The organism is Jeotgalibacillus sp. ET6, from assembly GCF_029667115.1.
GTDB lineage: Bacteria > Bacillota > Bacilli > Bacillales > Jeotgalibacillaceae > Jeotgalibacillus.
Window position 1 is genome coordinate 61,298 of the sequence record NZ_JARUIU010000004.1, and the last position, 22,482, is coordinate 83,779.

General features: G+C 43.5%; 23 protein-coding genes and 2 pseudogenes. 14 read left to right on the forward strand and 11 right to left on the reverse strand.

The genetic code is table 11. The features are described 5' to 3' along the window. The first annotated feature begins 33 nt into the window (after positions 1 to 33). The 3 genes from P6709_RS11785 (at position 34) to P6709_RS11795 (ending at position 3,769) form a co-directional block, all read left to right on the forward strand. Positions 34 to 1,509: an FAD-binding oxidoreductase gene (locus P6709_RS11785; protein WP_278241123.1), complete on the forward strand. Its 1,476-nt coding sequence runs from the start codon at positions 34 to 36 to the stop codon at positions 1,507 to 1,509. A gap of 16 nt (positions 1,510 to 1,525) precedes the next feature. Continuing rightward, positions 1,526 to 2,959, forward strand: a complete 1,434-nt coding sequence (locus tag P6709_RS11790) for an FGGY-family carbohydrate kinase (RefSeq protein WP_278241124.1) — start codon at positions 1,526 to 1,528, stop codon at positions 2,957 to 2,959. A 90-nt stretch (positions 2,960 to 3,049) separates the two neighbouring features. After that, a complete protein-coding gene (locus tag P6709_RS11795) occupies positions 3,050 to 3,769 on the forward strand; it encodes a MurR/RpiR family transcriptional regulator (RefSeq protein ID WP_278241125.1) in 720 nt (239 codons plus the stop codon). 278 nt (positions 3,770 to 4,047) lie between these two features. Here the strand turns inward: P6709_RS11795 and P6709_RS11800 are convergent, their stop codons facing one another. From P6709_RS11800 to P6709_RS11830, 7 genes are all read right to left on the reverse strand, one after another. Further along, complete coding sequence (locus tag P6709_RS11800; protein ID WP_278241126.1) at positions 4,048 to 4,932, reverse strand: YitT family protein; 885 nt, start codon at positions 4,930 to 4,932, stop codon at positions 4,048 to 4,050. After that, the gene (locus tag P6709_RS11805) at positions 4,922 to 5,533 is read right to left on the reverse strand and encodes a TetR/AcrR family transcriptional regulator (RefSeq protein WP_278241127.1); all 612 of its coding nucleotides are present in this window, start codon (positions 5,531 to 5,533) and stop codon (positions 4,922 to 4,924) included. Before P6709_RS11805 ends, P6709_RS11800 begins: the two co-directional genes overlap by 11 nt. Before the next feature lie 697 nt (positions 5,534 to 6,230). Then, a complete protein-coding gene (locus P6709_RS11810; protein ID WP_278241128.1) occupies positions 6,231 to 7,046 on the reverse strand; it encodes an ABC transporter ATP-binding protein in 816 nt (271 codons plus the stop codon). Next, positions 7,046 to 8,077 carry a FecCD family ABC transporter permease gene (locus P6709_RS11815; RefSeq protein WP_278241129.1) on the reverse strand — a complete coding sequence of 344 codons (1,032 nt, stop codon included), beginning with the start codon at positions 8,075 to 8,077 and terminating at the stop codon, positions 7,046 to 7,048. The genes P6709_RS11810 and P6709_RS11815 overlap by 1 nt, the downstream gene beginning before the upstream one ends. After that, a complete protein-coding gene (locus P6709_RS11820; RefSeq protein WP_278241130.1) occupies positions 8,074 to 9,108 on the reverse strand; it encodes a FecCD family ABC transporter permease in 1,035 nt (344 codons plus the stop codon). Before P6709_RS11820 ends, P6709_RS11815 begins: the two co-directional genes overlap by 4 nt. Position 9,109: 1 nt before the next feature. Continuing rightward, complete coding sequence (locus P6709_RS11825; protein WP_278241131.1) at positions 9,110 to 10,174, reverse strand: iron-siderophore ABC transporter substrate-binding protein; 1,065 nt, start codon at positions 10,172 to 10,174, stop codon at positions 9,110 to 9,112. A 457-nt stretch (positions 10,175 to 10,631) separates the two neighbouring features. Further along, a complete protein-coding gene (locus P6709_RS11830) occupies positions 10,632 to 11,630 on the reverse strand; it encodes a tRNA dihydrouridine synthase (RefSeq protein WP_278241132.1) in 999 nt (332 codons plus the stop codon). 379 nt (positions 11,631 to 12,009) lie between these two features. Between P6709_RS11830 and P6709_RS11835 the strand changes: the two genes are divergently transcribed. Continuing rightward, positions 12,010 to 12,465 (forward strand): helix-turn-helix domain-containing protein, encoded by a 456-nt coding sequence (locus tag P6709_RS11835; RefSeq protein WP_278241133.1) that lies wholly within the window; start codon positions 12,010 to 12,012, stop codon positions 12,463 to 12,465. A gap of 42 nt (positions 12,466 to 12,507) precedes the next feature. Here the strand turns inward: P6709_RS11835 and P6709_RS11840 are convergent, their stop codons facing one another. After that, on the reverse strand, positions 12,508 to 12,972 hold the full coding sequence (locus P6709_RS11840) for a hypothetical protein (RefSeq protein WP_278241134.1): 465 nt from the start codon (positions 12,970 to 12,972) through the stop codon (positions 12,508 to 12,510). 192 nt (positions 12,973 to 13,164) lie between these two features. Between P6709_RS11840 and P6709_RS11845 the strand changes: the two genes are divergently transcribed. From P6709_RS11845 to P6709_RS11855, 3 genes are all read left to right on the forward strand, one after another. Then, on the forward strand, positions 13,165 to 13,653 hold the full coding sequence (locus P6709_RS11845; RefSeq protein ID WP_278241493.1) for a YcxB family protein: 489 nt from the start codon (positions 13,165 to 13,167) through the stop codon (positions 13,651 to 13,653). 319 nt (positions 13,654 to 13,972) lie between these two features. Next, entirely contained in the window at positions 13,973 to 14,539 is a 567-nt protein-coding gene (locus P6709_RS11850; protein WP_278241135.1) for a histidine phosphatase family protein, read from the forward strand. Continuing rightward, positions 14,530 to 15,507: an HD domain-containing protein gene (locus tag P6709_RS11855; protein WP_278241136.1), complete on the forward strand. Its 978-nt coding sequence runs from the start codon at positions 14,530 to 14,532 to the stop codon at positions 15,505 to 15,507. Before P6709_RS11850 ends, P6709_RS11855 begins: the two co-directional genes overlap by 10 nt. Before the next feature lie 13 nt (positions 15,508 to 15,520). Here P6709_RS11855 and P6709_RS11860 read toward each other — a convergent pair whose 3' ends face one another. Together P6709_RS11860 and P6709_RS11865 are read right to left on the reverse strand one after the other, a co-directional pair. After that, positions 15,521 to 16,153 carry a rhomboid family intramembrane serine protease gene (locus tag P6709_RS11860; RefSeq protein ID WP_278241137.1) on the reverse strand — a complete coding sequence of 211 codons (633 nt, stop codon included), beginning with the start codon at positions 16,151 to 16,153 and terminating at the stop codon, positions 15,521 to 15,523. 278 nt (positions 16,154 to 16,431) lie between these two features. Continuing rightward, positions 16,432 to 17,736: an alpha-glucosidase/alpha-galactosidase gene (locus tag P6709_RS11865; RefSeq protein ID WP_278241138.1), complete on the reverse strand. Its 1,305-nt coding sequence runs from the start codon at positions 17,734 to 17,736 to the stop codon at positions 16,432 to 16,434. Between the two features lie 128 nt (positions 17,737 to 17,864). Between P6709_RS11865 and P6709_RS11870 the strand changes: the two genes are divergently transcribed. From P6709_RS11870 to P6709_RS11880, 4 genes and pseudogenes are all read left to right on the forward strand, one after another. Then, positions 17,865 to 18,758, forward strand: a complete 894-nt coding sequence (locus P6709_RS11870; protein WP_278241139.1) for an AraC family transcriptional regulator — start codon at positions 17,865 to 17,867, stop codon at positions 18,756 to 18,758. 329 nt (positions 18,759 to 19,087) lie between these two features. Beyond that, positions 19,088 to 19,264 (forward strand): annotated as a pseudogene (locus P6709_RS20540) (SDR family NAD(P)-dependent oxidoreductase); the annotation flags it as partial. Further along, positions 19,261 to 19,470: an SDR family NAD(P)-dependent oxidoreductase gene (locus P6709_RS11875; protein ID WP_278241140.1), complete on the forward strand. Its 210-nt coding sequence runs from the start codon at positions 19,261 to 19,263 to the stop codon at positions 19,468 to 19,470. The pseudogene P6709_RS20540 and the gene P6709_RS11875, both read left to right, overlap by 4 nt. 156 nt (positions 19,471 to 19,626) lie before the next feature. Further along, on the forward strand, positions 19,627 to 20,226 hold the full coding sequence (locus tag P6709_RS11880; RefSeq protein WP_278241141.1) for a hypothetical protein: 600 nt from the start codon (positions 19,627 to 19,629) through the stop codon (positions 20,224 to 20,226). Positions 20,227 to 20,239: 13 nt separating this feature from the next. On the opposite strand, the pseudogene P6709_RS11885 reads toward P6709_RS11880, so the two are convergent. Beyond that, positions 20,240 to 20,404 (reverse strand): annotated as a pseudogene (locus P6709_RS11885) (MFS transporter); the annotation flags it as partial. 185 nt (positions 20,405 to 20,589) lie between these two features. On the opposite strand from P6709_RS11885, the gene P6709_RS11890 reads away from it, so the two are divergent. Genes P6709_RS11890 through P6709_RS11900 form a run of 3 tightly spaced genes read left to right on the forward strand, consistent with a single transcriptional unit; the run spans position 20,590 to position 22,431 of the window. Beyond that, positions 20,590 to 20,961 (forward strand): GntR family transcriptional regulator, encoded by a 372-nt coding sequence (locus P6709_RS11890; RefSeq protein WP_278241142.1) that lies wholly within the window; start codon positions 20,590 to 20,592, stop codon positions 20,959 to 20,961. Positions 20,962 to 20,966: 5 nt separating this feature from the next. After that, the gene (locus tag P6709_RS11895) at positions 20,967 to 21,833 is read left to right on the forward strand and encodes an ABC transporter ATP-binding protein (protein ID WP_278241143.1); all 867 of its coding nucleotides are present in this window, start codon (positions 20,967 to 20,969) and stop codon (positions 21,831 to 21,833) included. Further along, positions 21,826 to 22,431, forward strand: a complete 606-nt coding sequence (locus tag P6709_RS11900; RefSeq protein ID WP_278241144.1) for an ABC-2 transporter permease — start codon at positions 21,826 to 21,828, stop codon at positions 22,429 to 22,431. Before P6709_RS11895 ends, P6709_RS11900 begins: the two co-directional genes overlap by 8 nt. Positions 22,432 to 22,482: the final 51 nt, after the last annotated feature.

The following is a 22,482-nucleotide window of genomic DNA, read 5'->3' on the forward strand; positions in this document are numbered from 1 at the left end:
TATTTTAAAATACATGTAAAAGGAGAATGACCAATGAGCACACATATTTTAGAAGAATTAAAAGCACTTCTTTCAGAGGATCAGATTGAAACAAATGACGAGGCGCTGTACGATGCTTCAGCGGACCGCTATAAAAAATATGCAAAAACAAAAAAAGTACTGACGGTCCCTGCACCGATTGCCATTGTTTATCCGCTATCAACTGAAGAAGTAAAATCGATTCTTATGTTCTGTAATGAGAAAGATATCAATGTGATTCCAAGAAGCGGAAAAACCGGAACAGAGGGCGGCTTGGAAAACTGGAAAGAGACATCAATTGTCATTGACGGCTCAAAAATGAATGACATCATTAAGCTCGACACGTACAATATGCAGGCAACGGTTCAAACCGGCGTGAAGCTGCAAAAGCTTGAAGACGAGCTGCGCAAACTCGGCTATACGACAGGGCACTCTCCACAATCCAAGCCTGTTGCACAGCTGGGCGGACTTGTTGCAACCCGAAGCATCGGCCAATTTTCAACGCTTTATGGAGCGATTGAAGATATGGTAGTCGGCCTGGAATGCGTATTTCCGGAAGGACAGATTTCAAAAATTAAAAATGTACCAAGAAGATCAGGCGGTCCTGACATCCGCCATATTGCGATTGGAAACGAAGGCTCCCTTTGCTATATCACGGAAGTAACAGTTAAAATATTTAAATACACACCTGAAAACAACGATTTCCATGGTTATTTGATCAAGGATGTTGAAACAGGCATCAAAATCTTAAGAGAAGTCATGGTAAACGGGTACCGTCCATCCGTTGCACGCGTGTATTCAGAAGAAGATGCCAGACAGCATTTTGAGCATTTCTATAAAGATAAATGTGTGCTGATTTTTACAACAGAAGGCCCTGAAGGCATTGTGAAAGCAACGAATGCAGGAATTGATGAGGCGGTGGAGAAATTCGCAGAAGGCGTCATTGAAAAAGTGGATTCTTCTTTAATTGAAACATGGTTCAATAACCTGAACTGGGATGAAAGCAGAATTGAGAAGGAAATTCAGGACATGCGCGACCATAATTCACATGACGGTTTTACAACAGAAGTATCGGCTGATTGGGAAAACGTGGTGAAAATCTATCATAATGTCATAAATCGGATCAGAAATGAATTTGACCGTGCAGAGGACTTAACGATGCTTGGCGGACACTCTTCTCACAGCTACCTGAACGGTACGAATATGTACTTTGTTTACAATTACACAATTAACTGTGCGCCTGAAGATGAGCTGCGAATCTATCACCACCCGATTCACCAGATCATCATTGAAGAGACGCTGAAATTAGGCGGTTCTATGTGTCACCATCACGGAATCGGCAAATATCGTTCAGAATGGACAAAAGAGGAGCACGGTTCTGCTTACTATATGCTTGAAAAGCTGAAAGAAGCGTTTGATCCAAACGGCATCATGAACCACGGAACCATCTTTCCTCAGCCAAATGAAGTGAAGAAATATATCCGCGGCTAGTCAGGAGGAGAGAATCTTGAGCAATCGATATATCATGGGGATTGATAACGGCTCCCAAAGCACCAAAGTAGCCATTTTTGATCGGGAAGGCAATGAAGTGGCGTTCGGTTCACGTGCATTAAAAGAACCGTTGACGCCTGAGCCCGGAGTCGTCGTTCACCCAGAAGATGATCTGTGGGACAGTGTCTATGACGCGATGAAAAATTGCCTGGACCATTTTACAGGAGACAAAAGAGCTATTGAAGGCATCGGGTTATGCTCGATTCGCTGCTGCAGAGTACTGTTGAAGGAAGACGGAAATTTGGCCCATCCAGTCATCAGCTGGATGGATGCCAGATTATCCGAGCCTTATGATCATCAGGATGACCAGGTAAAATATGTGACGACTACTTCCGGCTATTTAGGCTTAAAATTAACCGGCGAAAAGAATGATGCAGCCGGAAATTGTGAAATCCACTGGCCGATTGACCGTGAAACAATGGATTGGTCTGAAGATGATGAAGTAGTGAAGGCAAACGGTCTGACAAGAGACATGCTGTTTCATCTGGTCAAACCGGGTGAACCATTAGGGTCGATCCGCAAAGAGCTTGCTGCAAAATTTGGCTTGTCAGAAGGCATCCCGGTTGTTGCGACATCCAACGACAAAGCGGTAGAAGTGCTCGGCTCAGGAGTCAATCAGGCTCAATCGATCATGATCTCACTAGGAACGTTTATTTCATCGATGATCCTGAGAGATGACTACGCGGAGAATGCGAAAAATTTCTTTCCAACATTCGCATCAATCCCATTTAAGTATGTCTACGAATCCAACGGAATCAGACGCGGGCTTTGGACGGTCAGCTGGTTTAAGAAGCTGATCGGAGAAGAAGTCGTGAATGAAGCATGGAGGCGGGGAATCTCTGAAGAGGCCTTCCTCAATGAAAAAGCGCAGGAAGTGCCGCCTGGAAGCGATGGGTTAATCACCATACTGGATTGGCTGGCTTCACCGGATCAACCGTATCGAAAAGGCATGATGATCGGGTTTGACCAGCGGCACACACGCTATCATATCTACCGGTCGATTCTCGAAGCCATCGCCTTCAATATTAAAAACAATATTGAAGAGATGACAGAGGAAATCAATCTGGATCTGGACGAAGTCATTGTCATCGGCGGCGGTTCAAACAGCGATGTCATTATGCAGATTATCGCTGATTTGTTCGGACTGCCCGTTCACAGACGGGTGGGGAGCAGCAGTGCGTGCTTAGGCGCAGCAATCTGCGTATCGACTCATTTGTCCATCTACCAAAGCTTTGATGAAGCCATTGAAAAAATGGTGAAAACAGATCGGACATTTTCTCCTGCACCGAATAACCATGCATTTTATAAAGAACTGAACAATACGGTGATTAAACAGGTAAGAACCCATACGGATCCGATTTTAAAGCTTACGTATCCGATTTTTAAATAAGAAATCTTTTTTTAAGGCTGTGCTTTTCACTTCATTTTTGGGTGAAAAGCAGCCTCTTTTTTATAAAACCACACGAAAGGGGGGAAGAGGATGATTAAACTCGTTACAGATCAGCTAACCGCACTGGAACAGGAGGTACACGGCAAGCTGTCAAAGGCTGTTTCCTCAAACGAGACCCTTAAAATAATCGATGCTGCTGAAATGTGCGGCGTATCGACTTCTAAAGTGTCAAAGCTGGTCCGTAAACTGGGCTTTACGAATTTTAAGCAATACAAATTATACTTCAGCGGCCAGCAGATCAATTTGGAAAAGCAGAAGAAATCAAATGAAATCGAACGACTGGCGCATTACCTGGAAAATTTTGATCCGCAGATCGTGGATGACTTCGTTTCGATTTTCCAGCAATACGATAAAATCATTTTGTTTGGTCTCGGTCCTTCGTTTATCAGTGCTGAATATTTTGCATACAAGCTTGCTGCTGTGTCGGATCAAAAGGTAACGGTTACGCAAAGCGAGGATTTTGCAGAACGCTTGATGGACGAACACACCCTTCTTATTGTTTTTTCTGTTACCGGGAAATTTTCTTCCTTTGAGTCCTTATTTAAAAAAGCGAAGGAAAATGGTTCAACGAATATGCTGGTGCTTGAAGAGTATGTAAATACGCTTGATTCTGCAGCGGATTATATTTTTCATCTATCTAAATTTAATCAGCACGCAGAGCTGCTTCCGTTTGAAAAAACAAGGACGGTTTTCTTTATTGTGATTGAAGAAATTATTGCTAAGCTTTCCGGTTTGAAAGGTTCCGAGTGATCTTCTGTACTGGGACCGGTGCATTTCCGCTGCAGGCGGAGGCTTTCCGCGTGGCGGGAGGTGAGCCCCTGTCTCTTCGTAGCAGTATCTTCTATTTTAAAAAATCCCCCATAGATCGTAAAAGGAGTGCTCCTTTTCACGATTTATAGGGGATTTTCTTTTGTTAGAAGAGCTTTTACCTTTTGCTGTGATGCCGTCCGATTAGAGATATATTCAGGTAAAAGATGCTTTTAATAGAGGAAAAGATCCAGATCTTAACCATACATTGTTTGGTTAAATTAATGTATGTCCTTTTTCTTAAATCTTCCTCCGCGCACCTCGGTAATGTCTGCGACTGCTAAAAAGGCCGCAGGATCCAGTTCATCTACAAGTGATTTGAGTTTTGCTTCTTCCAGCCGGGTGATGATACAAAATACCACTTTCTTTGTGTCACCCGAGTATGCTCCTTCACCGTGAAAATAGGTAACGCCTCTTCCAAGCCTTGCATTAATGGCATCTCCGATTTCCTGGTACTCGTCACTGATAATCCAGGCTGATTTTGACTGTTCCATTCCCTGAACGACAGCGTCAATTGATTTGGAGGCCACAACGTACGCCAATATGGAGTACATTGCACGGTCCCAGCTAAACACAAAGCCTGCAGCGCTTAAGATAAAGAGGTTAAAGAACATGACAATTTCGCCTACCGAGAAGGGCACTTTTTTATTAATTAAGATGGCCAATATTTCTGTGCCATCCAGCGCACCGCCGTACCGGATGACCAGGCCAATCCCAAGTCCCAGTACCATGCCGCCAAAAAATGTGGCCAGCAGTATGTCATCGGTAAAAGCAGGAACCGGATGCAGCACTACGGTAAAAATTGATAGCAGAAATATGCCAAATATAGTAGATACGGCAAAGGTTTTACCAATTTGCTTGTATCCAATATAAACAAATGGAAGGTTCAAGACAAAGAGAACAATTCCGAGCTTTAATCCGGTTAAGTGCGAAAGCATAATGGAGATACCGGTAATACCTCCATCAATAACCTGGTTTGGAACCAGAAAGATTTCAAGCCCAACGGCCATTAATAAAGCCCCGATGCTAATGGCGATGCCCCGCTTAACGATAGCTGTAAGGGACAATTTACTATGTTTTGTTTTTGATTGAGTGCTAGTATTCATTTCGGCAAAGACCTTTCTTCAAGAGATGAATTTCCATTTGATAATTGCTTAGCGCTTCTTCGAAAGACAGATCACGCGAAAACTTCTCAACGATGCTGCGAAAAGTCACCGCAATGACGATTTGCAGAAGATGATACAGTTCTTTATCATTTTCAACATTGAGATTATCTTTATTGATTAATGCGTTCAGTCTTTTGAAATTCTCTGTCCGGTCGCTGTCACTGATCATTCCTGCAAAGGAGTTTTCTATTTTGTGCGTCATATTTAAAAAAGAATTTTTTAAAAAATTGCTGTCTTCCTCATTTTTCAGCACAGATGTAAATAAGAGAATCATTGAGTCAAACAAGTCTCCATTATTCTTAGACAGTGACAGTATAAAATCTGATTTTCTTTGTTTTGTTTGTTCATTTAACAGATAAAAGAACACATCCTCTTTGTCTTCAAAATACTGATAAAAGCTTCCGCGGGAGATGCCGGCAGATTTAATAATATTTGATATGGAGGCTTCTGATAAAGGAGCTCTTGAGAATTCCTTTTTTGCTGAGGCAACCAAAGTTTGTTTTTTATCAACGGGTAAATTATAAAATGTTAATTTTGGCAATACAATGTCTCCTTTACTTTTTTCACATAGTGTTTGTGCATTATTTTATAATTCCTGTGCTGAAAAAGTCATGAGGAAGGGAGAAGGGTTCTTTATCTGAAGAATCTATCTTGCACGGCAAGGTTTTGTAACAGTTTTTTTACACACAGATGCATTGACGCCCTGATTCTGTAAATCTATTATAAGTTTTTTTAGTTTATCCGAATTAGAAAACTCTTTTTGCATCCTTCTCACCTCTATTGTGACACTGTGTCACATCTCTATTTATTATTCTATGTGACACGGTGTCATATGTCAATTACAAAATGACACCGTGTCACAAAGGAACACGCGAATATCTTTCCGACTCTTAAGATTGTAAATAGAAAAAAGGTCATTAAACATGCTGTATCTATAGCTTTATAGTAAAAAATTTGATAACTGGAGGAATCTGTGGGGTCGAGCATTAATGGCCGGGACATGAAATTTTGGAAAGGGGTCTTCAATCGAGATGTTCTCCATTTCATTTTTAGTGGTTTTTCGTGGAAGTTTAAAAAGGACTCTTCGTCAAAGATTGAGGTGAGGGTCTTCTCCCTCACCTTATTTGACTGCACGGGTTTCTTTTATAAGTATTCCAACATAAAGGTGACAATAATGATTCTGAGTAAAGAACCAAAGGAGTGCTCCTTTACCCAATCTATGGAGGAATTTTCTTCTGTTAGGAATGCTTTCTCAATTTGGAATGATGCCGTCCGATCGGGATAACGTACGGTGATCCTGAGATCGGGTCGTTGATGACGGTGCAGTGCAGACCAAAAATGCTTTCAATCAATGAGCTGGTCACAATTTTGGACGGCTGGCCTTCTGCAACGAGCTGTCCTTCATGAAGTGCAAAGATATGGTCTGCATAGCGCGCAGACAGGTTGATGTCGTGCAGCACCATAACAATTGTGGTGCCGTATTTCCGGTTCAGGTCTGTTAAAAGATCCAGGATTTCGACCTGGTAGGTAATGTCGAGATACGTGGTTGGTTCGTCAAGGAACAGGATATCTGTTTGCTGGGCCAGTGCCATGGCGATCCAGACACGCTGCCTTTGACCGCCTGATAGTTCGTCGATATGACGGTCTGCAAATTCAGTGATGTTCATGATTTCCATTGCTTCGCTTACCGCTTCGTAATCTTCCTTCGACCAGCCTTTTAAAAATTTCTGGTGGGGAAATCTTCCGCGGCCGACGAGATCTGCAACGGTGATGCCCTCCGGTACGATCGGAGTTTGCGGGAGAAGCCCCAATACTCTCGCTAGCTGTTTAGACGGGATTTTGTGAATCGGTTTTCCTCCGATCGTCACTTGTCCGGAAACAGGCTTGATTAGTCTGGCCATCGTTTTAAGCAGGGTGGATTTGCCGCAGCCATTTGCGCCGATGATAATACTGATTTTATTGCTTGGAATGGAAACATTAACATCATGGAGAATCGTCGTCTGGTCGTATCCGGCAGTGATATGGTCCGCTTTGAAAGCATGTGTCGATTTCATTATAAGTCTCCTTTTTGATTCATTCTGATAAGCAAGTAGATCAGGTACGGTGCGCCAATGATTCCAGTAATAACCCCGACTGGATATCTCGCTGTAAAGGCAAATTGCCCGACAAGGTCCGATGCCAGGACTAATATTATGCCAACCAGACCTGCCGGGACGATGCCTGAAAAGCCGGCGCCCACGAGTCTTTTTGCAATCGGTCCGGAAAGGAAGGCGATAAAGGCGATTGGTCCTGTCACAGCAGTGGCGAGCGCAATAATCAGGACAGAGCTGACAACAAGAAATAACCGCGTTCTATCTGTATCAACGCCAAGAGAGGTGGCTGCTTGTTCACCAAGCTCCAGCATATCAAGTCGTTTTCCAAGTGCAATAATGATCGGTGCAAAGATCAACACGGTAAGGATCAGTGGATAAAGACCTTCCATTTTCGCTCCGTTCAAACTGCCGGTCAGCCACCTCATGGCCGTTGGGATGTCATGCTGCTGGCCAATCATCAGCAAATAGGAGACGATCGCATTCAGCATCGCCTGAATCCCAATGCCGATTAAAATTAACCGGCCGACGGAAAAGGAAGTGCTCCTTGATAACAGAAAAATCACGGTTACTGTGACAAGTCCGCCGACAATGGACGCAATGGATGTAAACGTATTGCTTGCCTGCAGCACAATGATGCTGAACACAGCAGCTGCACTGGATCCGGCGGTAATCCCAATCACATTTGGATTCGCCAGCGGATTTCGCAGCATGGTCTGAAAAACGTGGCCTGCCACACCGAAGGCAAAACCGGCAAACACTCCTGCGAGCATTCTTGGCAGCCGTATCGTTCCCACTGCAAAGGAAGCTCCGCTAACCTGCTCGCCAAGCAGTACGCGCACAACATCTGAAACAGGGTAAATGGTATTGCCAAGCATCAGCATCGTCGAACAAAGCGCAAAAGCAATGACTGATAAAAGAGTGGTGACGAATAAAAATCGTCGTTTTCGTTTTGTTCTTCCTGACAATATGGGGTAAATCGATGGCTTTATCATAACGCACGCATCTTCGCTTTCATGGTAATCAAAATTAATATTGGCGCTCCGATAAACGCCGTCACAACACCGACTTCAAGCTCGCCCGGACTTCCAAGAATCCGTCCGGTGACGTCTGACATGCTCAAGATAATCGCTCCGGATATGGCAGACAGTGGAATAACAAACCGCAGATCCGGTCCAATAATCAGTCGAATGACATGAGTGGCCAGCAGCCCGATAAATCCGATGGGACCGGCAAGCGCTGTTGTAACTGCGCACAGCAGCACACCGCCAAATGCCGCAATCAGTCTCAGTGTGCCAGTTGAAACACCTAATCCTTTCGCTGCTTCATCTCCCAAAGCCAAAGCATTCAATGCCGGAGCAGTGAAGATCGCAATCAACATCCCAACCACCAGAAAAGGGATAAAGAGAGAGATAGAATCCCAGTTTCCAGCACCGACACTCCCTACCTGCCAAAATCTGAATTGGTCCATCACGCTTGAACGGGGGATCATAATCGCCATGACAAGCGAGGACAAGGCTGCACTTGTGGCAGCCCCCGCTAAAACCAGTTTAAGGGGCGTGGCACCGCCACGACCCATTGAACCGATTCCGTATACAAAAATGGCCGTTATGATGGCTCCTGCGAGGGCAAACCAGATGTATTGACTGGCACTGCCGATGTTAAAGAAGGAAATACCGCATACGACGAACAGGGCTGCTCCCGTGTTTACACCTAGTATGCTCGGGTCTGCAATGGGGTTGCGGGTGACGGATTGAAGTAAAGCCCCCGATACTCCAAGTGCCGCGCCGCACATAAAGCCAAAAATGGTCCTGGCAATTCGCTGACGAACCACATTTGCCCCATGAGTCTCGACGTCCGGATGGAATAAACCATTCATGATTTCATTCCATCCGACGATTCGCGACCCAAAAGCGAGCGAAGCCACGACACAGATTCCGAATAACACAAGGGAGAGAATCAGCAGTTTAATAAAATTCTTTGGTGCATGCCACTGCTTTTGTTCTGTTACGGAAAGATCGTTCATGCTACTCGAGCTTGCTTACAGCTTCTGACATGAGTGTTAAGTACTCGTCAATGGAGTATTCAATCGAAAGCGTGCTTGGTGTTCCGGCTGCAGCTAGCGGTGTGTTATCTCCAATGATAACGACAGAGCCTCTTTCAATGGCCGGCACCTTTCCAAAGATCGGATCATTTTGAAGGGCCTCAAGCGTGTTCTCATCTCCGTACGAAACCAGTACATCCGCATCATTCAGCATATCGGCATTTTCAGCACTTACTTCGATATAGAAGCTGTTAGGGTCTGTCATTTGGCTTGTAATGCTTTCCGGGTATTCCATTTCAAGCTCTGTCAGGAATGCACCGCGCGGATCTCCTGGTGAGTAGATAAAGAATGAAGAGAGGTCAGCTGCATTCAAACTGAGAAATGCTGCAGTTTTCCCTTTAATTTCAGGATGCTCTTCCACTTTTTCAGCAATGAGCTGTTCTGTATCAGCAATGAGCTGTTCGCCTTCTTCTGCTAGTCCCATAGCCATTGAGTTATATGTAACCTGCTCGCGCCATGACGCAACCCAAGGACCTTCCTGATAAGCTACAACCGGTGCAATTTCGCTTAATGTGTCATATTCCTCCTGCGTAATGCCTGAGTATGCAGCAAGGATCACATCCGGGTTTGTATCTGCAACGGCTTCAAAGTCCAGACCATCAGTGTCCTGGAAAATTGTCGGCGTTTCTCCGCCCAGTTCCTCAAGCTTCTCAGCTGTCCAAGGAAGCATGCCGCTGTCGTCCTGCACACCATAGTTTGCAGCAGAAAAACCAACAGGCACGACATCAAGTGCAAGCGCCACATCATGATTGGACCAGGCGATGGTTGCCACACGTTCCGGTTTTTCTTCGATAACCGTTTCACCAAGCGCGTGCTCAATCGTGATCGGGTACTCGGCTGATGATTCTTCCGTTGATGTTTCTGTATTGGAATCTCCCGAAGCTTCTGTTTCTTCTGTGGCTGTATCGTCTGAACATGCAGCCAATGCAAGCATCAGCATCGCTGACATGGATACGGTAACTAATGAAGATTTTCTTTTTCTACTCATTGCTTCTACACTTCCTCTATCTGTTTTTAATTGATAACAATTATCATTATCATTAATGTAAAGGCTTCCTCATTCATTGTCAACAAAATATTTAGAAAGAAGCATATTGAATTGGGTGAAATAAGGACCAAAAAACAAACGTACACAGGCTCAATAAGAAAAATAGTCTACTCAAAAAATAGTAAGAAGTAATGATAGTTAGGAGCAAATGTCTAAGGAATTTAAAAAAGGATCCTGAGACAAATTTGTCTCAGGATCCTTGACCGGTTCACTGCGCTTCAGGGGGACGCTTTCCTCAGGGACGGCGCTGAGCCTTTCCAGGGCCTTGCCCTGTATAGTCTCAGCTTGCCGTCAAATCCTGCTGGAGTCGCCGCCTTCCGCTCCGCTCACCTCATACTACCTATTGATATTGCCTCAGTTTTCTCAGTTACACTGCTATATCCCAGCTTCCACAAGGTTACGAAACTGAAAATCCTTCTTCTTCTTTCATGCCATTCCTCGCCATAAATTCCGTAAGCAAATCACGGACCTCGTCGGTTGTTTCTGTTTCCATCAGACGGTTTCTCAGTTCACCTGCGCCGCGGAATCCGCGTACGTAAATTTTGAAAAAGCGTCGAAGCGGTTTAAACGGACGCGGTTCAAGTTCTTTTGAATACTTATCGTGAAGGTCAAGCTGAAGACGCAGGAGGTCAAGCAGTTCTTCACTCGTATGCTCTTTCTTTTCCTTTTCAAATGCGAACGGGTTTTGGAAAATCCCGCGTCCGATCATTACACCGTCAATGCCGTACTTTTCGGCAAGCTCAAGACCCATTTGACGGTCGGCAATATCACCATTAATCGTCAAAAGCGTTTGTGGTGCCACTTCATCACGAAGTTTTTTGATCTCAGGGATCAGCTCCCAGTGTGCGTCGACATTACTCATCTCTTTTTTTGTTCGGAGATGAATGGAAAGATTGGCGATATCCTGCTCAAGAATATGCTTCAGCCAGTGGCGCCATTCGCCCACTTCCGTATAGCCGAGGCGTGTCTTCACGCTGACGGGTAGTCCGCCTGCTTTGGCAGCCTGGATGATTTCTGCGGCCACTTCCGGATGCCGGATCAGACCGGAGCCTTTTCCATTGGCTGCCACGTTCTGTACAGGACAGCCCATATTGATATCCACGCCGCGATAGCCCATCTCTGCCATTCCAATGCTCATCTGGCGGAAATACTCAGGCTTATCACCCCAAATGTGGGCAACCATTGGCTGCTCATCTTCTGTGAACGTCAGGCGGCCTTTCACGCTGTCTTTTCCTTTTGGATGACAGTAGCTTTCTGAATTCGTAAACTCTGTAAAAAACACATCAGGCCTTGCTGCTCCACTTACCACATGACGAAACACAACATCCGTCACGGCTTCCATGGGTGCCAGTACAAAAAACGGACGCGGCAGCTCAAGCCAAAAATTTTCTTTCATATTCTATCTGAACCCTTTCTTTAAAGGGAAACATGTTCCCGAAAATAATATATGATTTGCCTTCATTTGAATGACGAATAAAAATACAAAACTTCAATCAGTATCTACTTTACTGGGATCTCCTTAAAAGTGCAAGGGGACGAACCTTCGTGGCAATGATTCCCTTGGACACATTATAAATGTGAAGTCTTTTAAAAAGAAATTCTAATTGGGAAAAATGAGTACGTATTTAAAAGGAGGCGAACGGTGTAAAATCATCCTATACATAAGGATATTCCAGGGTGCAACGACAGGTTGCGCCTTGGTGCGCGCAGAACTCGCTTTACTTCATTTGCTCGATCCATCCATACTGAACCTGTAAAGAAAGGCGTTGAATTACATGATTTTTAGTGAACGGTTAAAAAGTGAAAGAGAAAAAAAGGGGTGGTCTCAGGCTGAGCTTGCTGAAAAGATTCATGTCAGCCGTCAGTCCGTCTCAAAATGGGAGACAGGAAAAAACTATCCGAGCATTGAGGTAATCATGGATCTTAGTGATTTATTTGGCATTACGATCGATGAACTATTAAGGAGTGATGCAGAATTGAAAGAAAAAGTGATCCAGGACAGCAAGCAGTTAGCGCATCCAAGGTGGAAGCTGCTGTTTGACAGTATGTTTTTAGTTGGCGCTTTCCTGCTCGTCTCAAAAATAATCATTATTGCGTTGAATTATTTTTTGGGAACCCAAATTCTCAACCTAGAGGGGGCGCCGAGATTTATCGCAAACTTTCTACCGCTTATATTAATGGTAGCAGGCGGCATTGGCAGTGACGCGTTGAAGGATAAGTATTCAGAGTAAAGCTCTCTTCTATATGGATGCAAAAAACAGCATGACCAGCGATTACTCATCACTGATCATGCTGTTTTTACGGATTCTCACATCCACATACCCCTGCTCGATCCGAACCTTCATATATTCATTTACCATTTCATCGTTTTCGCTCCATGGTACACGTACACTTGAGAGCATGTTCTCCTCGTCATCCAGAAAATCAAGGGATGTAATATCATGAAAGTTCAAAAGACGGCCAAGTATTTCAGGGCGGTCGTGGACGCGGTTACTGACTGGGTTGGCTGTGTACATACCTAGTGGTTCCGGCTGCTCCTCTGAGTTGTAGTTTAGTTCAGACTCGTCTTTCGTGCTGATTTGAAAATGAACATCGTCTGCATAAAACACATCATAATGTTCCCGGCTGTTCTCCCCTTTTTGGAGTGAATCGAAAGACAGTTTTTCAAACCGGTCTGCTTTCAGGATAATCGATTCCAGGTTTTCAAACACAATTTCAACAAAGCGGTGATTTTTCATTTAGCTGCCTCCTCGGGCTGTCACTTATGAATCTGGAAATCTCCGTAATAAAGTTTAAATCCATCCGTCGTTTCCGTGCAAATTGAGGTGAATCTATGGTAAATTTAACAGGAAAAGCAGTGAGAAAGGAAGAGTGAAATCGAAAATAAAATCACATTTACAACCGAACATACAACAGATGATTACTTGAAGATGCAGGTTAAGAGGCTGAAGCTAAGCGGAGAACTCAGAAAGATAAAAAAGAGGGCTTCTATTCTTGGCATGATTCTCTCCATTTTGCTCATGTTGATTTATGGATTCTTCAACACCCTCCTTGGCTTGATTGCGTCCGTGATTATTATTGTGCTGATGGGCGTCTTATTTCCTGAGCTTATTGAAAAAACCATGGTTAAGAATTTACGCAGACAGGTCAGCATGCCAAACATGGATCATGCCATCGGCAAGGCTGAATTTAAAATAGATGATTATTCACTCGTTAGAAAAATGAACTATTCATTACTTGAGTTTCGCTGGGATGGAATCATCCGCGTATCAGAAGATGAAAAACATTATTATTTTTTCCTATCTAGAATTCAACCCCTGTTCATACCCAAAAAACCAGCTGGCCTGTCGCACACAGAGCAGTTAAAACTAGAAAATAAAATTGAGCAGACGAGAAGAAGGATTAAGCTTGAGCATTGATGATCCGCTGAGTAATTTTCATTAAATTGAGAGTCTAGACCATAAGTGTCTCAGGCTCTTTGACCGGTTCTCTGCGCTTCAGGTGGACGCTTTCCGCAGGGACGACGCTGAGCCTTTTCAGGGCCCTGCCCTGTAAAGTCTCAGCTTGCCGTCAAATCCTGCAGGAGTCGCCACCTTCCGCTCCGCTCCCCTCCCCTCTTACCAAGAATTTATACACCCTCAAAAAGTAAACTTTTGAATGAATGTCGCAGATTTTTTACTTTCCATATCAAGAATAAATCCCCTTTGTTTTTGAAATATACTGGATTGGAGTGCATGAATGTTGACAACCATCTATTTAGTCCGTCACGCCCATTCCATTTATTCGCCAGATGAGCTGAACCGTCCCTTATCCGAAAGAGGAAAGGAAGATGCAGTCAGGGTGACTTCGCTATTAAAATTGGAGAAGATAGATACAGTGATTTCAAGCCCATATAAACGCGCGATTCAGACCGTTGAAGGAATTGCTCAGTATATAGAAAAAGAGATTAACATCGTTGAAGACTTCAGGGAACGGCTGCTTTCTGACAAACCTATCGAAGACTTTCAACACTCGATTTTAAAAGTTTGGGAGGATGCTGCGTTTTCATGGGAAGGCGGGGAATCCAACGTGACTGCTCAACAAAGAGGCGTTCAGGCGCTGTTTGAGGTGCTTGAAAAACACCAGGGTCAGCGTGTCGCAATCGGTACACATGGAAACATCATGGTGCTGATCATGAACTATTTTAATAAGCAGTATGATGTTAAGTTCTGGCGGGAACTTAAGATGCCGGACATCTATAAACTCAATTTTGAGGGCAAATCCCTGCTGCAGGTGGAGAGAGTGGAGTGTAAGCCATGTATATAAAAGATGACATTTATGGTACTTTTAAGGTAGAAAGGGTTTTAGAAGAGCTGATCCTTAGTGAACCTCTTCAGCGGCTGAAAGGGGTGCACCAAGGCGGGGCAGGCTACCTGGTAAATGAAAAGTGGAACGTCACCCGTTATGAGCATTCCGTTGGCGTGATGCTGCTGATCCGCTTGCTTGGTGGATCATTGGAGGAGCAAATTGCCGGTCTGCTGCATGATGTATCGCATACCGCCTTTTCACATGTGGTGGATGCAGTTTTTGAAAATCAGGCAGAGGATTATCATGAAAAGATCTATACATCTGTTGTAAAAGAGTCGGTCATTCCGTCTATTTTGGCGAAGCATGGCTATCATTATGAGGATATCCTGCTGGATGACAGTCAGTGGACGCTGCTTGAACAGCCGGCCCCAAAGCTGTGTGCGGACCGCGTGGATTATACGCTGCGGGATATGTACCGATACGGCCATATTACGTTAACAGAAATCAGCCGCTTTTTGCAGGACGTAAAAGTTTTGGAGGGGGAAATGTTCCTTCAAAGCATCGAATCAGCCGAATGGATCGTCGAAACCTACTTTAAAGAGGTTGTTGGTTTCTTTATGGATCCATTAAACATCTACAGCAATGACAGACTGGCAAATCTATTAAAGATTGCTTTAACTAAGCATATACTTACAGCAGATGATTTTCTTGGTAAGGATGATGAGGTGCTGGCTAAGATTCGGGCATCACACGACAGGGAATTAATGACGCTGCTTAATCAAATTAATCCAAATGTGCTGGTAAGAGAAGACAAGGCTCATTTTGATTTACATAGAAGGAATAAACTTCGCTTGCTTAACCCTTTTGTTTTCATTAACGGACAAATTATTTCTGCATCAGAAGTGTCGAAAAATGTCGAGAAGATGCAGAAGGAAGCATATAAAATAGCGGTGGCAGGGGTTTATGTGAAGATCCTTTCGAGCTGAGTGAGGAAGCTGACTAACGCTGGAAAGCTTCTGTTTCAGAGTTCCTCTTGAGCAGTAACCTCGTACGTAAAAAGAAAATAGATAATATAATACCCCCTATGAATCCCCCGATGTGTCCTGCCTTGCTGATATCAGCTATAAAAAACGTTCCTGCAAAAGCCAGAATAATGAATAGGGAAATCATTGCTTTTTGATGGGTTGTAAAATATTCCGGTCTTAAAAAAAGTAAGACAAGGAAAACACCAAGAAAGCCGAATCCTAACCCGGATGAACCTGCTAATGGAGAAGGGTAGTCAGAAAATAAATAAATAATCAACCCAGCAAAAATACTTAGTGAAATACAACTTACCATAAATTTGAAACTACCCATCATTTCTTCTAAAGGCCGTGCAAAAAAGAACATAAAGGGGAGATTAATTATAAGATGAAACAAACTCATATGCCCAAGTGAATACGTAAAGAGGCGCCATACTTGTCCTTCACGGACTAGTTGCTGGTCATATGCGCCTAATCGAATACGAACTTCTTCATCGTAGCCTCCAAGCAATAAAGCACAAAGCGTGAAGATTATATAGATTAGTATAAAACTCATCGTTACTGGAATCGTTTTTATGAATTCAAATTGCTTTCTCTTGACTATTAGCATTTAAGGCACATCCTATTTTACGTTTTCGAGAATGGTATATCCATAATTTGTATTATAGTATATAATTGCCAATAGTTAAATACAGAAAGAGAACCAATGTAAGCGGGGGAACTAGTTATCTATAGAAAGAGGTGAGCGAAGCGGAAGGCGGCGACTCCAGCAGGATATGACGGCAAGCTGAGACTTCGCAGGGCAAAGCCCAAGAAGGCTCAGCGTCGTCCCTGCGGAAAGCGTCCGCTTGAAGTGCAGCGAACCGGTCGTTTGTCCCGGGCTCGCTTTTATTTTGTCCAAGAAGGAAGCATATCGCCATGCGCTTCAATTAATTCATCACATAAACGAATAATGTCATCCATAGAAAGTTCAGCTGCAGTATGAGGGTCAAGCAGGGCCGCCTGGTAGATTTTTTCGGTTGATTCTGTCATAGCGGCTTCAATGGTTAGGAGCTGAGTATTAATATTTGTACGGTTGAGTGCCGCCAGCTGCTCCGGTAACTCACCCATATAAGCCGGTGTAACACCGTTTCGGTTGGCAATACACGGCACCTCTACCACTGCTTTTTCCGGCAGGTTGGAAATGAGTCCTCCCGTATTTAGTACATTGCCGGCAAACACGAAGGGGACATTTGTTTCCATGGCTTCAATTATGCGGGAACCATATTCCTTTGAACGTTCATGGGTTAAGTTCTTTTCGTGCAGGAGGTCTTCTTTTGTTTTCAGCCAGCCGTTAATTTGTGCTTCGCAGCGCCTCGGGTATTCATCCAGCGGAATATTAAATCTGTCAATTAGTTCAGGATAGTTGGTTTTTATAAAATAAGGATGATACTCAGCGTTATGTTCAGAGGATTCAGTTACATAGAAACCGAACTTGTCCATTAATTCATAACGAACCATGTCATGATGCATTGTTTTTTGTTTTTCTTTCGCTCTTTTTTTAATTTCAGGATAAAGGTCTTTGCCATTTGATTTAATTTCAAGAAGCCAGGCCATATGATTGATTCCGGCAATGCGCTCTTCAATGTTTTCATAAGGGATTTCTAGATCTCTTAATAAATCCTTCGTGCATATCTGTACACTGTGGCATAAACCAACCATTTTCACCTTCGTATAGCGGGATATTGCTCCAGTTAATGCGGCCATGGGATTGGTATAGTTTAATAGCCAGGCATCGGGGCAAACCTCTTCCATGTCCTTGGCGATGTCCAGCATAACGGGAATAGTGCGCAGGGCTCGAAATAATCCTCCGATGCCAATCGTATCAGCGATTGTCTGCTGAAGACCAAACTTTTTTGGAATCTCAAAATCAATGACGGTGCTCGGTTTATAGCCGCCAACCTGGATGGCATTGATTACATATTTTGCTCCTTCTAGCGCTTCTTTCCGGTTCGAGTACGTCTTAATCGTCACGTCTGATCCTACTGTTCTTTTCAACGCATTCAATAGCACGTCAGATTCTGAAAGACGGTCTGGATCGATATCAAACAGGGCAAATTCAAATTCCTGCAGAGCAGGTGACAGCATGCAGTCCCCTAATACATTTTTAGTGAAAATCGTGCTTCCGGCTCCGATGAATGTAATCTTTTTCATTGTGACCCTCCCATAACATTTTCAGTTGATTATTTACTCCATATTAATTAAGGTAAATCTTATACCAAATAATACAACGCTTTCATTTGGACAACAATGGTAAATAAAATGGGGAAGAGGGTAATATATTGCTCTATGAAAAGGATGAAACCCATAACAGTCTGGCTTATCATATTCCAAAAGAACCCTTGACTGAAGCGGTCCGTATTACGTCCATAGGGTGTGAGAAGAGGATCTCCACGGATTATTATTGGGATGGCCGATTTCGTCATAATGACCACAATACTTGTATTTTTCAATATACAATTAGCGGCTATGGACATTTTCAAACTGGAGAAAATACGTACACCATTAAACCTGGTGAGGCCTTTATCGTTAAAGTGCCGGGGGAGCATTGCTATTATCTTCCTGAAGAAAGCCCGGGCTGGGAATTTCTCTTTATTACTCTCGAAGGGTCGAAAGCGCAAGAATGCTGGAGTCAAATGATTGACCAATTTGGCATGGTGATGAAGATAGATGCAGCTAGTCCCCTCATATTTACGCTTCGTAAAATTTATCAATTTGCTTTAAGACAAGGCATTAGTGACACGTTTATCTCGTCTGCCCAGGGATATGAATTCATTATGGAGCTCTACCGCTATTCACTGGGGATGAGCAGCACCAACCTTAACCTGCCAGATGATCTTCGTGAAGCTGTCCGCTTTATAGAAACGCATTATGACCAACCGCTGTCCCTTGAAGACATTACAAAACGGGCAGCCCTCTCCAAGTATTACTTCACCAACAAATTTCAAAAATATTTAAAAACAACTCCCATTCAATACCTGACGAAAACACGTATAAAAAAAGCAATGGAGCTTTTAATTACGACCAATAAACCAATACAAGAAATTGCAGTAGAAACCGGATATACAAATGCTAACTATTTTAGTAAGGTTTTCAGAAAGATGATTGGGATGTCACCTGACAGCTTTCGCAAAGATAAAAGAATGATTGATTTTCAGCATATTATTATTGATTGAATTTTGACTGAGCTAACCTTTTAAGAGAACAGCAGCATAGACACTGAAGGTTAAAAAGGAACTAAATCAAGCTACGATGCATGGGCAGTAATTGCTTATGCATTATTTTTTGTATTTATTTTAGCTATGTTAAAGGTCGTTGCTGATATTTGAATCACCAATTGCAGGTTAGTGGAATAAGGTTAAGAGGTGTAAAAGGTGCGTTTCTGCACACCCTAAACATTGGCAGATATGCTGTCAAATCAGGCACAGGAGGGTTTTATCAACGAAGGTGCAAAGGTTGTTATTACAGATGTACTGACTGAGAACGGGGAAAAACTGCAGAAGCGCTTGGAGAAAACTGCTTATTCTTCAAACACGAAGTAACGAGCGAAGATGACTGGAAGCACGTTGTAGAAAAAGCCAAGGAACACTTTGGACCAATTAATATCCTCGTTAACAATGCAGGAATTGTGATCCAGGAGCCGCTTGAAAGCCTGAGCCTTGAAAACTCATACGCGGAATGACAAAATCGGCAGCTGTTGAGCTTGGACCACTGGGCATCAGAGTGTACTCTATACACCCGGGTATTATTAAAACTCCAATGACCCAGACACTTGAGCTTGAAGCTGTTCTTGAACAGATGCTACAGGTAATTCCGCTTGGACGTAGTGCTGAACCCGAGGAAGTATCACATCTATGTCTGTATCTCGCTTCAGATGAGTTCTGCTAGTCTTCCAGATCTGAATTCATCGTAGATGGCGGTATGATTGCCGGCTAAGAAAAATATTCGTTCGCTTTTGCGGACGAATTTTTTATTACCCATCAACCGCCTTTTGTTCGCCTGCTTCCACTTCTTTCAAGTATGATATTGAAAAGAGGTGATGAGATGAAGTTTATGGTAATTTGGTTATTCCTCCTTGCATACGCGGTCTTCCTGGCACCGGGCTCTGAGGGTTCAGACCCCGTCATGGAGCAGGTATTTGCAGGGAATTGGGATGAGATCGATCCGCTTGTACTGACTGTTTTTAACTCATTAGGTATTTTCCCTTTGGTTTTCCTCACGATTTTGTTACGCAATGACCGTCAAAAATGGCCTGCATGGCCGTTTTCGTTAGCTTCATTTGCCGGAGGCGCGTTTGCGCTGCTTCCATGGTTTGCATTTGGTGACCGTCCTGCAAAACGCGGTTTAAGAACACCAAAATGGATACTGCGCATACTGAGATCAAACATCTGGCTGATCTTATTACTCATTTTCTTTTTCGGAAATTTGCTTACCCTTTTACAGGGAATTTCTTTATCCGGATATCGTGAAGCATTTATGGAATCAAGCCTGGTCTCTGTTATGACGGTTGACTGGTTTATTTTGTGGGGGCTGTCTGTGAATGCGGTACACAGATTTTATCCTGATGCGAATAGAAAAGGTCTGGCGTGGATTCCGATTGCGGGCCCTGTGCTTGTGTTGTTTTTTGTGAAAGATGATCATTAATCAAAAAGGCGGGTTACCCCACCTTTTGATTCTGCTTCACCATTGACTGCTCTTCTATTTTTTTCAGATAAAGCGTCAGTAGTACTGCACCTGCAACCATCACCGCTCCAATCCATGGTGTGTGAATTAGCCCGATACTGTCTACAATCAGACCGCCAACAAAAGCGTCCACCTGCAGTGCAGCGAACCGGTCAAAGAGGCTGAGACATTTTTTGTCCCGGTCTCTTTTGTCGTATTGAAAAACAACCTTAACCTTTAACAATGCCATTATTTTAAATAAATCATTGCATATCTTTTTCTGTCTGTGTATAGTGTATATAAAGTATATATACAATATATCATTAATGATGAAGAGGGATTACCATGCAGATTTTAATTTCCAACAGTTCAAAGGAGCCGATCTACGAGCAGATTGCGAACCAGGTGAAGTCATCTATTTTGGCAGGTGAGCTCGAGGAGGGGGCAGCGCTTCCCTCGATCCGTCAGCTTGCAAAGGATTTGCATATCAGCGTGATTACGACGAAGCGCGCGTATGAGGAGCTTGAGAAGGCAGGATTCATTTATTCTGTTGTCGGCAAAGGCTCGTTTGTCGCAGAGCAGAACTTAGAGGTTATCAGGGAAAAGAAGCTGAAGGTGATTGAGGAGCAGCTGTCTGCGGTCATTTCAAACAGCCGTGAGATTGGCCTGTCTCTAGAGGAAATGAAAGAGCTGCTGGACATTTTATACAGGGAGTGAATGAGATGGAGCATGTGATTGATTTACATAATGTATCGAAAACGTATAAGGATTTTTCGATTCCGACGATGAATCTGCAGGTAAAGCAGGGGTATGTAACGGGATTGATCGGAGCCAATGGAGCGGGGAAGTCGACAACTATAAAGCTGATGATGAATTTAATCCAGCCTGACGCGGGGGATGTGAAGGTATTCGGACAGGACTACGCATCCCATGAAAAAGCGATTAAAGAACGGATTGGTTTTGTCTATGACGGCAATGTGTTTTTTGAAGGATTGAATTTAAAGGATATTAAGAGAATTGTCGGACCGGCCTATAAACACTGGAACGATCAGCTGTTTTATCAGTATGTTGAAATGTTTGAGCTGCCGCTTAAAAAACCGATTAAAACCTTTTCAAAAGGCATGCAGATGAAGGCGTCACTTGCGATTGCACTGTCACATGAGGCAGAACTGATAATCATGGATGAGCCGACGGCGGGGCTGGATCCGGTTTTCAGGCGTGAGCTGCTCGATTTGTTGCAGGACCTGATGCTTGACGGGAAACGGACAATCCTGTTTTCTACCCATATCACAACGGATCTTGAGCGGATAGCGGATTATATTGCCTTTTTAAACCGCGGAGAACTCGTCTTTAATCAAACGGTACACGAGGTGTCTGAAACCTATGCACTCGTGAAGGGCGGCACAGATCTGCTGGATCGAGATACAGAAAAATCCTTTGTGCATGTACAGCGCGCAGCGACGGGCTTTGAAGCTCTGACGGATAATGTGAATGCAGTAAGAGAAGTATTTGGATCCTCCGTCATGATTGAACGGGCTACGCTTGAGGATATCATGTTTTATACAAAAGGGAGGAAAAGCTATGCTTAATCTGATCAGACGAGACGTGATCTTGCAGAAGAAATTGATTCTTGTATTCATTCCTTTTATTTTGTTTTTTACTTTGATGGAGGTACACCCCATTTTGACGTTTTTCGTAGCCAGTGTATATGTGCCTTTTAATGCATACGCATATGATGAAAAATCAGACGTAAATATTCTATTGAATTCGCTGCCGTATACACGTAAAGAAATTATAGCGGCACGCTACCTCGGTGCTCTTTTCTACATGGCAGCGGCCATCGGATTATCAATCATTGCAATGCTGCTATTCAGCAAAGACTTTTCAGTCGTAGATGTAGGGATGGGAGCAGGCGCTTTCTTGCTATTTGGAGCGATTACCTTTCCACTGTTCTACATATTAAAACAGGGCTATATAACAGCGACCCTCATGTTTGTGATTATTATAGGTGCCTTAATGGGACCTTTTCTGGTAAGGGTTTTAGGGGATCATCTTCCGGCGATTGCACAATTCTTTACTGAGACTTCAGAAACGGTTTTATACTCTGGCGCAGCCATCATTGCCATCGTGTTCTATACCGTGTCGTGGGGATTTACCACGCTTATTTATCAGCGCAAAGCGTTTTAATCAGAATCCTGTTGTCTCATCTGGAGAGAACAGGATTTTTTATGTTAAAAG